Source organism: Corallococcus sp. CA053C (genome assembly GCF_003611675.1).
GTDB lineage: Bacteria > Myxococcota > Myxococcia > Myxococcales > Myxococcaceae > Corallococcus.
The window spans coordinates 1-12,902 of sequence record NZ_RAWA01000286.1 but is presented as its reverse complement, the minus strand read 5'-3'; the positions used below and the strand labels follow the sequence as shown (position 1 = coordinate 12,902).

General features: G+C 71.0%; 11 protein-coding genes. 6 read left to right on the top strand and 5 right to left on the bottom strand.

Translation table 11 applies throughout. The annotated features are described in order from the left end of the window. The first annotated feature begins 93 nt into the window (after positions 1–93). From D7V97_RS29820 to D7V97_RS29800, 5 genes are all read left to right on the top strand, one after another. Complete coding sequence (locus D7V97_RS29820; RefSeq protein ID WP_120614029.1) at positions 94–630, top strand: adenine phosphoribosyltransferase; 537 nt, start codon at positions 94–96, stop codon at positions 628–630. A 104-nt stretch (positions 631–734) separates the two neighbouring features. After that, on the top strand, positions 735–1,349 hold the full coding sequence (locus tag D7V97_RS29815; RefSeq protein WP_120614028.1) for a TetR/AcrR family transcriptional regulator: 615 nt from the start codon (positions 735–737) through the stop codon (positions 1,347–1,349). An 82-nt stretch (positions 1,350–1,431) separates the two neighbouring features. Further along, a complete protein-coding gene (coaD, locus tag D7V97_RS29810; protein ID WP_120614027.1) occupies positions 1,432–1,929 on the top strand; it encodes a pantetheine-phosphate adenylyltransferase in 498 nt (165 codons plus the stop codon). Next, a complete protein-coding gene (locus tag D7V97_RS29805; RefSeq protein WP_120614026.1) occupies positions 1,926–2,672 on the top strand; it encodes an MBL fold metallo-hydrolase in 747 nt (248 codons plus the stop codon). The genes coaD and D7V97_RS29805 overlap by 4 nt, the downstream gene beginning before the upstream one ends. A 138-nt stretch (positions 2,673–2,810) precedes the next feature. After that, the gene (locus D7V97_RS29800; RefSeq protein ID WP_120614025.1) at positions 2,811–4,406 is read left to right on the top strand and encodes a bifunctional UDP-sugar hydrolase/5'-nucleotidase; all 1,596 of its coding nucleotides are present in this window, start codon (positions 2,811–2,813) and stop codon (positions 4,404–4,406) included. 168 nt (positions 4,407–4,574) lie between these two features. Here D7V97_RS29800 and D7V97_RS29795 read toward each other — a convergent pair whose 3' ends face one another. From D7V97_RS29795 to D7V97_RS29785, 3 genes are read right to left on the bottom strand one after another with little or no spacing between them, the layout of a single operon-like run. Continuing rightward, positions 4,575–5,348: a YdcF family protein gene (locus tag D7V97_RS29795; RefSeq protein WP_120614024.1), complete on the bottom strand. Its 774-nt coding sequence runs from the start codon at positions 5,346–5,348 to the stop codon at positions 4,575–4,577. 13 nt (positions 5,349–5,361) lie between these two features. Next, the gene (locus D7V97_RS29790; RefSeq protein WP_120614023.1) at positions 5,362–7,206 is read right to left on the bottom strand and encodes a serine/threonine-protein kinase; all 1,845 of its coding nucleotides are present in this window, start codon (positions 7,204–7,206) and stop codon (positions 5,362–5,364) included. 51 nt (positions 7,207–7,257) lie between these two features. Then, on the bottom strand, positions 7,258–8,103 hold the full coding sequence (locus D7V97_RS29785) for an NAD(+)/NADH kinase (protein ID WP_120614022.1): 846 nt from the start codon (positions 8,101–8,103) through the stop codon (positions 7,258–7,260). 140 nt (positions 8,104–8,243) lie between these two features. Between D7V97_RS29785 and D7V97_RS29780 the strand changes: the two genes are divergently transcribed. Next, positions 8,244–9,599, top strand: a complete 1,356-nt coding sequence (locus D7V97_RS29780) for a replication-associated recombination protein A (RefSeq protein WP_120614021.1) — start codon at positions 8,244–8,246, stop codon at positions 9,597–9,599. 45 nt (positions 9,600–9,644) lie between these two features. Here the strand turns inward: D7V97_RS29780 and D7V97_RS29775 are convergent, their stop codons facing one another. Together D7V97_RS29775 and D7V97_RS29770 are read right to left on the bottom strand one after the other, a co-directional pair. Then, positions 9,645–11,120 carry a sigma-54 dependent transcriptional regulator gene (locus D7V97_RS29775; protein WP_120614020.1) on the bottom strand — a complete coding sequence of 492 codons (1,476 nt, stop codon included), beginning with the start codon at positions 11,118–11,120 and terminating at the stop codon, positions 9,645–9,647. Then, a complete protein-coding gene (locus tag D7V97_RS29770) occupies positions 11,117–12,697 on the bottom strand; it encodes an ATP-binding protein (protein ID WP_120614019.1) in 1,581 nt (526 codons plus the stop codon). The genes D7V97_RS29775 and D7V97_RS29770 overlap by 4 nt, the downstream gene beginning before the upstream one ends. Positions 12,698–12,902 lie beyond the last annotated feature (205 nt).

The window sequence follows — 12,902 nt, the reverse complement described above, 5'->3', positions numbered from 1 at the left end:
CCCCAGGGGCCGGAGTCCGGACGTCAGGGCCCCATGGGACGGTACGGGCGCCCTCCCCCGCACTGACCGTCGTTCCCCCCGGAGCCTCCTTCCATGTCCCTCGACCCCACGCTCGTCTCCGACCTCCAGGCCCAGCTGCGCGACGTGCCGGACTTCCCCAAGCCCGGCATCGTCTTCAAGGACATCACCCCCATGCTGGGCGACCCGCGCCTCTTCGGCCGCGTCGTCACCGCGATGTCCGCGCCCTTCCGGGGCCAGCACATCACCAAGGTGGTGGGCGTGGAGTCGCGGGGCTTCATCCTGGGCGCGCCCATCGCGCTGGCGCTGGAGGCGGGCTTCGTCCCCGCCCGCAAGCCCGGCAAGCTGCCCCACCGCTCCATCGTGGAGCGCTACTCGCTGGAGTACGGCGCGGACGGCGTGGAGATGCACGAGGACGCCATCCACAAGGACGAGCGCGTGCTCATCGTGGATGACGTGCTCGCCACCGGCGGCACCGCCGAGGCCACCGCCCGGCTTGTCGGCCGGTTGGGCGGCAACATCGTCGGCTTTAGCTTCCTCATCACGCTCGACTTCCTGGAGGGCGCGAAGCGGCTGGGTCCCGACAAGGTGACGTCCGTCCTGACGTTCTAGGCCCTCCTCCCCCACGCGGCGTCCCGGCCCGCTCACCCGGGTCGGCTTGACGTCCGGACTGGCGCTGTTTACAAGTTGGTCATACAACCTAGAAACAAACGCCCATGCCCCGTCCCTCCAACACCGAAGCGCGCCGCGGACAGATCGTCGCCGGGCTGCTCAAGGCCATGGCCGAGCGCGGCTACGAGGGCGCGTCGGTGGCCGAAATCGCGAAGGCAGCGGGGCTGAGCCCGGGGCTCGTGCACTACCACTTCGAGGACAAGCAGGAGATCCTCCTCACGCTGGTGCGCTCGCTCGCATCCAAGGCGCGGCAGCGCTTCACGGCCCGGGTGACGAAGCTTCCGGCGGACGACGCGCGCGGGCGGGTCGAAGCCTTCGTGGACGCGTTCCTCGCCACCGGGCCGGACGCGGACGAGGCGGCGGTGGCGGGCTGGGTCACCATCAGCGCGGAGGCCATCCGGCAGCCGGAGGTCCGCGTCGCCTACGAGGACGTGGTGCGCGCGGACCTGGAGCAGTTGGAGACGCTCGTCGCGGCGGTGGTGGGCAAGCGCCGGGCACGTCCCCTGGCGGCAGGGCTCTTCGCCGCCGTGCAGGGCTACTTCGTGCTCTCCGCGAGCGCCCCCGGGCTCGTGCCTCCGGGTTCGGCGGCGGGCACCGTGAAGCGCATGGCGGCGGGGCTCCTGGAAGCGGCGGGGCCCAGCGCAAGGGACGACGCATGAGCCCCGTGTGCCTCTTCGTGTCGCAGCGGCGGTTTCCTTCCTTCCGGGCCCTCACGGCCGGGACTGTTCGTGGGGTGTCGTGATGACCATCGCGCTCTATGCCGGCAGCTTCGACCCTGTCACCGCGGGGCACCTGTCGGTGGTGCGCCAGGCGGCGCGCCTCTTCAGCCACGTGGTGGTGGTGGTGGCGGTCAACCCGAACAAGCGCACCCTGCTGACGGCGGACGAGCGCGTGGCGCTGGTGCGCGACGCGGTGGCGCGGCATCCCAACGTCACCGTCACGCACACCGAGGGGCTCATCGTCGAACTGGCCCGAGAGATTGGCGCGAGCGTGCTCCTGCGCGGCGTGCGGGGCGCCACCGATGCGCAGTTCGAGACGGAGCTGGCGCAGATGAACCGCGCGCTCGCGCCCGAGCTGTCCACCCTCTTCCTGCCCGCCGAAGCGCACCTCGCCGAGGTGTCCAGCAGCGCCCTCAAGGAGCGCATCGCGCGCGGCGAGGACGTGTCCGCCTACTGCCCTCCCGCCGTCGTCGCGATGCTGCGCGAGCGGCTGTCCCCTTCCCTCCGGAGCCACCCATGAGCCTGTCCTTCGTTCCCCTCGGCGTCGGTGACGCGTTCTCCGCGCTGTACTACTCGTCGTGTCTCGCGCTGGAGGCGGAAGGCCAGGTGCTGCTGCTGGACTGCCCGCACCCCATCCGCAAGATGATGCGCGAGGCGTCCCTGTCCTCTGGCGTGGAGCTGGACGTGGAGCGCGTGAGCGCGGTGGCCCTCACGCACCTGCACGCGGACCACGCCTCCGGCCTGGAGGGCCTGGCCTACTTCTCCTTCTTCGTGTTGCAGCGGAAGATGGAGCTGCTTGCGCACCCGAGCGTCACGCGCCGCCTGTGGGAGGGCCACCTGGCCGCGGGCATGGAGTGCCTCATCGAGCAGCAGGGCGCGGACCCCAGCCACAAGCACTTCGAGGACTACTTCACGCACTCGCCGCTGCACCTGGAGCGCGCGGTGAAGCATGGGCCGTTCGAGATCGAGTGCCGCTTCACCTACCACCACGTGCCCACCACCGCGTTCCGCATCCGCGCCGGGGGCCGGTGCCTGGGCTACAGCGCGGACACCGCGTTCGACGAGGGCCTCATCGCGTGGCTGTCGGAGGCGGACCTCGTCATCCACGAGACCAACTACGGCGTGCACACGCCCTACGAGAAGCTGGCCGCGCTGCCGGAGCCCACGCGAGCGAAGATGCGCCTCATCCACTACCCCGACACGTTCGACGCGAGCACCAGCGTCATCGAACCCCTGGTGCAGGGCCGGCGCTACACCGTCTGAGGGAGGACCGCGCGGTCGGCTGGATGCCCTTTCCCCTGGCGCGTTGCGCCATGTCCGGTCCCCTCGCCTTCAAGCGCCGAGTGCGCTACGCCGGGAGGGATTGGCGCTCCCCGTGCCCCTGCAAGAGACCGACCCCCGATGACGAAGTCGATGACCGTGAGCGCCTGGGTTGCGCTCCTGCCGCTCGCGCTGGTGCTGGCCGGACGTTCCGCCGAGGCCGCCGCGCCGACCCCGGCCGCGGACACCGTGCGCCTCACGATCCTCCACGTCAACGACGTGTACCAGTTCCAGCCCACGGCCCAGAACCGGGGCGGCCTGTCGCGCGTGGCCACGCTGCGCAAGCAGGCGCTGAAGGAGTCCCCGAACGTCCTCACGCTGATGGCGGGCGACACGATTTCGCCGTCGGTGGAGTCGTCGGCGGAGGTGGAGGGCGAGGCGCTCAAGGGCCGGCAGATGATCGACGCGTGGAACGCGCTCGGCCTGGATTACGCCGTCGTGGGCAACCACGAGTTCGACTTCGGGGACGACGTGCTGCGCGCGCGCGTCCAGCAGTCCCGCTTCCCGTGGCTGGGCGCCAACGTGATGAGCGTGAAGTCGGGCCAGGTGTTCGACGGGCTCAAGGCGTGGGACGTGCGCGAGGTGGGCGGCGTGAAGGTGGGCATCTTCGGCGTGGTGCTGCCGGAGACGCAGGCCTCGTCCAAGCCGGGCCCGGACACGCGCGTCACGCCTTTCTGTGAAGCGGCGAAGCGCTCCGTGGACGCGGTGCGGGCCGAGGGCGCGCAGCTCGTGGTGGCGCTCACGCACCTCGCGGTGGAGCAGGACCGGGAGCTGGCGAAGTGCGTGCGCGTGGACGTCATCATCGGCGGGCACGACCACGACCGCGTGGAGGAGACCGTCGCGGGCACCCCCATCTACAAGCTGGATGAGGACGCGGTGGACCTGGGCCGGCTCACGCTGGACCTGGACGCGAAGACGGGGGCGGTGAAGAAGCGGGCGTGGAAGGTGCTGCCCATCACCGCGAAGGTGGCGGACGACGCGGCGTTCAACGCCCGGATGGAGCAATACACGCCGCTGCTGGCCACGCTGGCGCAGCGGATTGGCCGCTCGCCGGTGGCGCTGGATGCGCGCAGCGCGCAGAACCGGCTGGGCGAGACGAACCTGGGCTCGTTCCTGGCGGATGCGTTCCGCGAGGCGACGGGCGCGGACGTGGCGCTCATCAACGGGGGCGCCATCCGTGCGGACCGGGTGCTGCCGGCGGGGCAGATGACGCGGCGTGAGCTGTACTCGCTGATGCCGTACCGCAACGAGCTCGTCGTGCTGGAGGTGACGGGGGCGACGCTGCGCGCGGCGCTGGAGAACGGCGTCAGCCTGAGCAGCGTGGACGGCAAGCCACCCGGCCGCTTCCCGCAGGTGTCCGGCATGCGCTTCACCTACGACCTGCGCAAGGCGGCTGGGGAGCGGGTGACGCGCGTGGAGGTGCGGGGCCAGCCGCTGAACGACGCGGCGGTGTACCGGCTGGCCACGCTGAGCTTCGTGGCCTCGGGCAACGACGGCTACACGATGCTCAAGGGGCTGCCCGCGCTGACCGAGAGCAAGGAGCGACCGTCCCCGTGGGACGCGCTCACCGGCGCCTTCAGCTCCGGCAGGCCCGCGCCACGAGCGAAGCCCCAGGGACGCATCGCCCTGGTGGGCGCGCCTCCGGGTGGCCTCAAGGCGCCTCCGGCGATGAAGTAGTCCACGGCGGTCTGCATACGGAGCTGGCGTCCATTCGCACGCCAGCGATGAGGTCACCTGCGGCGGCCAGCTCTGATGCGGGCCTCCATCCAAACGCCGGAGTGCAGTGGCAACCGACGAAGCTGCACGGGCCGCGCGTGCTGGCGCAGCGTGCGGCCCGCCCTTGAGCTACTCCGTCGTCCACCCGCGCAGCCGGTACACGGCCCGCCCTGCCAGCTCGCGCAGCATGTCCGTGCTCTGGCTGAGCCCACCCGCGCGCGGCAGCCAGCTCATGCGGCCCGGCGGCAGCGGCGAGGAGCGCACGTCCACCGCCAGCGTGTCCGGCCGCAGCCCCACCGCCGCGAAGCAGCCGGCCGCGCGTGGCAGGTGCGCGGCGCTCGTCACCAGCAGCAGCGTGCGCCAGCCGTGCTCGCGCACCAGCGGTTCGGCGTTGAGCGCGTTCTCGCGGGTGTTGCGGCTGCGGCCCTCCTTCACGATGCGCCCGGCGTCGATGCCCCAGTGCTCCAGCTGCCCGGCCAGCACCTCCGCCTCCACCACCGCCTCCGGCCTCGCGTCCAGGTTGCCACCCGACAGCAGCACCTCTTTCGCGCGGCCGTCGCGCAGCAGCTCGAAGCCCCGCATGATGCGCTCCGGCGCGGCGTTGTACTCCGGCTGGCCCGAGCGCTCCGTGGCCGACGCGTCCAGCCCCCCGCCCAGCAGGATGACCGCGTCGTAGACGGTGTCCTTGCGGAAGGTGCTCACCGCGCCGCCCTCCGTCGCCCGCGTGAGCAGCGCCACCACCGGCTCGATGGAGAAGGCGTACAGCACGCCCAGGGCCGCGAGCTGGAGCCCCACCGACACGCGCGTGCGCCTGCGCGACAGCAGGCTCCCAACGCCCAGGAGCAGCGCCCAGGTGAGCGGGGAGAGCAACAGGTCCAACACCTTCGACAGGACGAGGAACATCGCGGGCGCCGTGCTACCGGGTCTTCTTCCCGGAGGCCAGATACCGGCGCGCCTCGAGCGCGGCGGCCCCGCGCGGCTGCAGCGTCAGGTAGCGCTGGTAGTGCTGGTGGGCCTCGTTGCCCCGGGACGCCCTGCTCGCCATCCGCCCCAGCTCCAGGTGACAGGGCGCGGCAGACTCGTCCACCTGCAGGCAGCGCTGGAACTCTGACTTCGCCTGCGACGCGTGGCCCTGCTGGAGGTGGACCATGCCCAGGTGGTGCGCCGCGGCCGCGTTCGGATCCCGGCCCTCCCACTCCCTGGCGTACTCGGCCCGGGTTCGGGCGACCGACTTCTCCCGGTCCCTCGCGCGCTCCTCCGGCACCACCACCCGGGGCTCCACCACCGGGACGGACGGGGCCTGCGGCTCCGGGGTCGGCATCCGCTCCAGCGCCACCTGCACGCGCTCGGGGAACGCCTCCGCGGACAAGGTGCTCCTCCAGGGCCGATGGCCCACGAACAACAGCTCCAGCTGGTGGCTCCCCGGCCCCGACTCGACGTCCAGCGTGGTGGGCGTCATCCCGGCGCGCACGCCATCCCAGCGCACCTCCGCGCCCGGCGGGTTCGTCACCACCTGGAGCTTGCGCGCGCCCGGGTGCGCGTCCGACAGCACGGGCCACACCGCGCGCCCGACGAAGAAGAGCACCGCCCCCGCGATGATGGCCCCCCAGAGCCAGCCGGGCAGCGACGTGCCGGACTCGGGCTCGGTGGCACCCACGAGCGCCCCGGGCACGTGCTCCTCCGGGAACGCCGTCACGAGCGCGCGGTGCACCGAGGACGCCGTCGCCGGCTCCCCCAGGCCCTCCGGACCGTCCTCCCCCGTCCACACCGCGACCTGCCGCAGGAAGGACTCCGGCAGCCGGGGCGGCTGGCCCGCGAGCTTGAGCTCCTCCTCGAAGAGCCAGCCCATCAAGTGGCGCAGCGTGGAGGAGGGGAACAGCGGCGCCCGGTACGCGAGCCACTCGGCCAGGGCGCGCTGGAAGGCCTCCGCGCTCGCGAAGCGATCATCGCGCCTCAGCGCCAGCGCCCGGGACACGAGCGCCCCGAGCGACGGATCCAGGTCCGGCACGTACGTCTGCGCGGGCGTCAGCTCCCCCCGCGCGATGCGCGCCATCACCGACTGGGTGTCGCCTTCCGCCGGCCTGCGCCCGGTGAGCAATTCGAAGAGCACCACGCCCGCCGTGTACACGTCCGAGCGCGCATCCAGCGCCTCCGCCCGCGTCTGCTCCGGGGACAGGTACACGTACTTGCCGCGCACCACGCCGGCCTCCGTCTCCGGCCGCCCGGCGAACTGCGCCTTGGCGATGCCGAAGTCGGTGAGCTTCACCTCGCCCTCGTAGCTCACGAGGACGTTGTCCGGAGACACGTCGCGGTGCACCAGCCCCAGCGCGCGGCCCTGCTCGTCGCGACGGGTGTGCGCGTGGTGCAGGCCCTTGCAGACCTCCAACACCAGCCCCACCGCCAGCGGCGCCGGCAGGTGCGCCAGCCCCTTCACCTTCGCGCGCTTGAGCACGTGCGACAGGGGCTGCCCGTCCACCCACTCCATGGCGAGGAAGTACTCCCCCTCCTCCTGCCCGAAGTCGAAGACCTGCACGATGTTGCCGTGGCTCAGGCCCACGGAGATGCGCGCCTCGTTGAGGAACATCTGCACGAAGGCCGGGTCCTGCGCGTACGGGTCCCTCACGCGCTTGATGACCACGGCGCGCGACACGCCGGGCGCCAGGGTGTAGCGCGCGCGGTGCACCACGGCCATCCCGCCCGCGCCCAGGCGCTCCTGCAGCTCGTACTTCCCGAAACGCGTCGTGGTCCCACCCGTCGTCACGGGCCGGCACGCTACCCTACCGCTCCCGTCGGAGGGGAGCCCCACCCCAGCTCAGCGCTCGCCCCAGTGGAGCTTCTGCCGGAGGATGGTGAAGAAGGCCACGCGCGGATTTCGCACCAGCCCCACGCGGTTGGGCGAGCGCACCACCTCGATGCAGTCCCCCGTCTGCAGCGAGTGCCCCGTCTGGCCATCCAGCGTGAGGTACGTGTCCGCCGTCTCGCTCTTCAGCGTGACGCGGATGGTGCGGTCGGCGGGCACCACGATGGACCGCTGGGTCAGCGCGTGCGAACAGATGGGCGACAGGATGGTGCAGTCCACCGACGGGTGGACGATGGGCCCGCCCGCGGACAGCGAGTACGCGGTGGAGCCCGTGGGCGTGGCCAGGATGACGCCGTCCGCCTTGTAGGTCGTGATGGGCACCCCATCGATGGACGTCTCGTGGTCCGCGATGCGCGCCAGCGCGCCCTTGTTGATGACCACGTCGTTGAGGATTTCATCCTCGATGAGGACCTTGCCCCCACGCATCAGCCGGCAGGTCAGCTTCATCCGCGAGTCCACGTGGAAGTTGCCCGCCAGCACCTCCGCCAGCCGGGTGAACAGCTCCTCCACCGGCACCTCGGTCATGAAGCCCAGGCTGCCCAGGTTGACGCCCAGGATGGGCACGTTGCGTCCGCCCAGCAGCCGCGCCGCGTAGATGAGCGTGCCGTCTCCGCCCAGCACCACCACCAGCTCCGCGCGCGCCGCCAGCTCCCGGTCCTCGATGCGAGGCCAGTTCAGCGCATGCGCCAGCGCACGGTCCGCCAGCACCGTGAGGTTCGGGTAGCGCTCACGGATCTCCGCCGCCAGGGCCATGGCCTGCGGGGTGTCTCTCTTCGCGACGATGACCAGGGTCTGCACGCCCCCCGGGTTCTAGTCCAGGCGGCCGGCCGCCCGTACAAGGGAAATGACGCACCTGCCCGCCCCAGGACATCCCCAGAGCCTCCGGAGCCCATCAGGAGGGGCGCGCGGGCGGCTGGGACGCTAGGTTCAGAGGCGACATGGACCTGTTCGACCACGCCAGCCAGAAGGAAACGGCCACCCTGGCGCCGCTCGCCGAGCGCATGCGCCCCACCACGCTCGCCGAGTACCTGGGCCAGGAGCACCTCACCGGCGAGGGGCGCTTCCTGCGCCGCGCCCTGGAGAGCGACCAGGTGCCCAGCCTCATCCTCTGGGGCCCGCCGGGCACGGGCAAGACGACGCTCGCCCAGCTCGTCGCCCGCTCCACCGGCGCCGCGTTTGAAACGATGTCCGCCGTGCTCGCGGGCGTGAAGGACATCCGCGAGACGGTGGCCCGCGCGCAGGACCGCTGGAAGCTCCACCGCCAGCGCACGCTGCTCTTCATCGATGAGATCCACCGCTTCAACAAGTCGCAGCAGGACGCGCTCCTGCCCCACGTGGAGAAGGGCACGGTGACGCTCATCGGCGCCACCACGGAGAACCCCTCCTTCGAAGTGAATGCCGCGCTCCTGTCGCGCTGCCGCGTCGTCACCCTGCGCGGGCTGGAGCAGGAGGAGCTGGTGGCGGTGATGCGCCGCGCGGTGGCGGACCCCAAGGGCCTGGGCGGCCGGGTGACGGTGGACGACGCGGCGCTGGACTTCATCGCGGACGCGGCCGGGGGCGACGCGCGCAGGGCCCTCACCGCGCTGGAGGCAGCGGCGGCCCACGGCGGCGCGGTGGTGGACCGCAAGGTCGCCGAAGAGGCGCTCCAGCAGAAGCTGCTGCTCTACGACAAGGGCGGCGAGGAGCACTACAACGTCGTCAGCGCCTTCATCAAATCCATGCGCGGCAGTGACGTGGACGCGGCGCTGTACTGGATGACGCGCATGCTGGAGGCGGGCGAGGACCCCGTCTTCATCTTCCGCCGCATGGTCATCTTCGCGTCGGAGGACGTGGGCAACGCGGACCCGCGCGCGCTGGGCGTGGCGGTGGACGCGCTCCGGGCCTTCCAGCTGATGGGCCTGCCCGAAGGCACCCTGCCCCTCACCCAGGCCGTCACCTACCTGGCGCTGGCGCCCAAGTCGAACGCCGTCATCGCCGCGTACGCGGCCGTGCGCGAGGCGGTGACGAAGGAGGGCGCGCTGCCAGTGCCGATGCACCTGCGCAACGCGCCCACGAAGCTGATGAAGTCGCTGGGCTACGGCGGCGGGTACAAGTACCCGCACAACTTCGAGGGCAACTACGTCCCGGAGGACTACCTGCCCGACGCCCTGCGCGCCCGCTGCTTCTACACCCCGACGCGCAACGGCTTCGAGGCGGAGCTGTCCGAGCGCTACGAGTCCCTCCAGCAGCAGCTCGCCGCGCGGCGCGAGGCCCGGGACGGGCGCGAGCCCCGCGAGCCCGGAGAGGACGGCTGAAGCGCCGTCCCGCGCCCGGGCCCTACAGCTTCGAGCGGACGGGACTTACGAGACGGCTTCGAGCACGGGGAGTCCCGGCCCGTTGTCGGCGTCCGGCCCCTTGGGCTGACGCGGCTTCATGCTGCGGCCGGCCACCTCGTACTGCTTGAGCAGGCGGCGGAAGTTGGAGCGGTCCACCCCGGCGGCGCGCGCGGCGCTGGACACGTTGTGGTTGTTCTTCTCCAGGAGCGCGGACAGGTAGCGGCGCTCGAAGGCGCGCATGGCCAGGCGCTTGGCCTGGGCGTACGGCAGGTGCGCCAGGCTGAACACCTCCACCGCGGAGTCGGCCTGGGGCGCGGCCTGGAAGCCGGGCGGCAGGTCCTCCACGTCGATGGCCTCGTTGGAGGTGAGCACCACCGCGCGCTCGATGACGTTCTCCAGCTCGCGCACGTTGCCCGTCCACCGGTTGCAGGTGAGGGCCTCCATGGCGCGCGGGCTGATGCCGTTGACCTTCTTGTCCGCCTTGGCGGTGTAGACCTTGAGGAAGTGGTGCGCGAGCAGCGGCACGTCCTCCGGGCGGTCGCGCAGGGGCGGCAGGTCGATGGTGATGACGTTGAGGCGGTAGAACAGGTCCTCGCGGAACTTGCCCTGCTCCTTGGCGCGCGACAGGTCCACGTGCGTGGCGGCGATGACGCGCACGTCCACCTTCACGGGCTCGTTGGCGCCCACGCGCTTCACCTCACCCTCCTGGAGCACGCGCAACAGGCGCACCTGGGTGGCGGGGGGCACGTCGCCAATCTCGTCGAGGAAGATGGTGCCGCCATCGGCCGCCTCGAAGAGGCCCTTCTTGTTGCCGGTGGCGCCGGTGAAGCTGCCCTTCACGTGGCCAAACAGCTCGCTCTCCAGCAGCGTCTCCGTCAGCGCCGAACAGTTGACGGCGACGAAGGGCTTGTCCCGGCGCGCGCTGCGGTAGTGGATGGCGCGCGCGACCAGCTCCTTGCCCGTGCCGGACTCACCCTGGATGAGCACCGTGGCGGTGGAGTGGCTGACGGTCTCCACCAGCTTGAACACGGCGCGCATCTGCGACGACTGGCCGATGAGGTCCTCGAACTGGCTGCGCGCGGTGAGCGCCTCCTCCAGCGCGCGCGTGCGGTCCTTGAGGGCCTTGCGCTCGGCGGCCTTGGCCACCGTGAGGCTCACCTCGTCGATGTTCTCGAAGGGCTTGGTGAGGTAGTCGTACGCGCCCGCCTTCACCGCCTCCACCGCCGTCTCCACGGTGGCGAAGGCCGTCATCATGATGACCTCCACGTCCGGGCGGTCCGCCTTGATGGCGCGCAGCAGGTCCATGCCGGACAGGTGCGGCATCTTGATGTCGAGCACGACCACGTCGATGGACGGGTCCTTGGCGGCCGCGAGCCCCTCCACCGCATCGTCGATGGCGACGACGGGGTGTCCCTCCCGCTGGAGGATCTGGGTGACGGCCTTGAGGACGACGGAGTCGTCATCGACGACGAGGACCTTGGCGCGCTTGACTTGGTTCACGGCAACCTCTCGAGCTGCAGGGGAATGGGCAGGAAGACGGTGAAGCGGGAGCCCTGGCCCACGTGGGTGTCCACCTGGAAGGTGCCCCCGTGGTCCTGGACGATGCGGTAGGCGATGGACAGGCCCAGGCCCGTACCCTCACCCGGAGGCTTGGTGGTGAAGGACGGCTCGAAGATGCGCGGCAGGTGGCGCTCCTCGATGCCCGTCCCGGTGTCCGTCACCGCGAAGAAGCACCGGTCGCCCTCGCGGCCCGTCTCCAGGGACAGGCGCCCCTGGGCATTGGGCAGCGCGTGCAGGCCGTTCTGCAGCAGGTTGAGCACCACCTGCGCGAGCTGGCCGGGGTCTCCGTACACCTTGGGCAGCGCGTCCTTCAGGCCCAGCTTCAGCTCCACCCGGGGCATGGACTTGAGCTGCGCGCGGAAGAGCACCGCGGCGTCCTCCACGCACTTGGACACGTCGAAGAGGCGGCGGTCCTCCACGCGGCTGTGGCGGCTGAACTTCAGCAGGCTCTCCACGATGCGCTTGCAGCGCAGCGCGCTCTCTTCAATCAGCTTCAGCGACTCCAGGTCGTTCGCGCTGCGGCCCACGTCGCGCGACATGAGCTGCGCGAAGGCGAGGATGCCGCCCAGCGGGTTGTTGATCTCATGCGCCACGCCGCCCGCGAGCTGGCCCACCGCGGCCATCTTCTCCGTCTCGATGAGCCGGCGGGTCATCCCCTGCTCCTCGGTGACGTCGCGGTAGGTGCACACCGCGCGGTCGTCACCGGCGAACGGGTAGGCGGCCACCACGTAGCTGCGCCCGCCCTGCTGCACTTCTCCGCGCGCGCCCTTGCCGCTCTCCATCGCGGAGGGCAGCGGGCAGCCGGCGCACGGCGTGTCACGGCCGAAGAGGTACTGGTGGCACGGGACGTCGGACGGCACTTCCTCGATGGAGCGGCGGGCCACCTGCGCGTAGGCGACATTGGCGCGGCGCACCGCGAAGTCCCGCGCGCGCACCACCGCGAGCGGCGTCTCCATGCAGTCGAAGGACAGCTCCCACTCGCGCTTCGCGGCGGACAAGAGGCGCGTGCGCACGGCGACGCGCTCCTCCAGGTCCGCGTTGAGGCGCTTCAATTCCGCGTTCTGCTCCTGGGTGACGCGGTAGAGCCGGTCGTTCTCCGTGTGGAGCGCGTACTGCTCGAAGGCGCTCTTCACCGTGAGCACCAGGTGGCTGTCGTTCCAGGGCTTGGAGATGAAGCGGAAGATTTCGGAGCGGTTGATGGCCTCTTCGATGGCCTGCTGATCCGCCTGCCCCGTCAGCATGATGCGCTGGGCCCGGGGCTCCTGGAGCTTCACCTGGGTGAGGAACTCCACCCCGTTCATGCCCGGCATGCGGAAGTCGGAGATGACGACCTCCGGGTGGAACCGCTCCAGCGTGCGCAGCGCGGATTCCGCGTCCGTCGCCGTCTCGATGTCCCACTCGCCCCGCCGCAGCACCCGCCGGATGGACTTGAGGATGTTCTCCTCGTCGTCCACGAGCAGCAGCCGCCCGCGGGCGACTGGGTCTTGCGCTTGTGCCTGTGCGACGAGGGTTCCCATGGAGTTTCCGGCTTCCGACATTTGCAATGGCCTTGCCAAACCGGCGATTTGGATAAACCCCGGGAATCACGTCCCTTTCTCAGAGCATGACAAAAAGGGTCAAGGTCACTATAGACCCACTACCCCCAAACGGGTCAAACCAGACCCGGAGTCTTTGACCCCTGGGTCACCCTGCCCGTGAAGGCGGGGTCGAAAACAGGGGGGC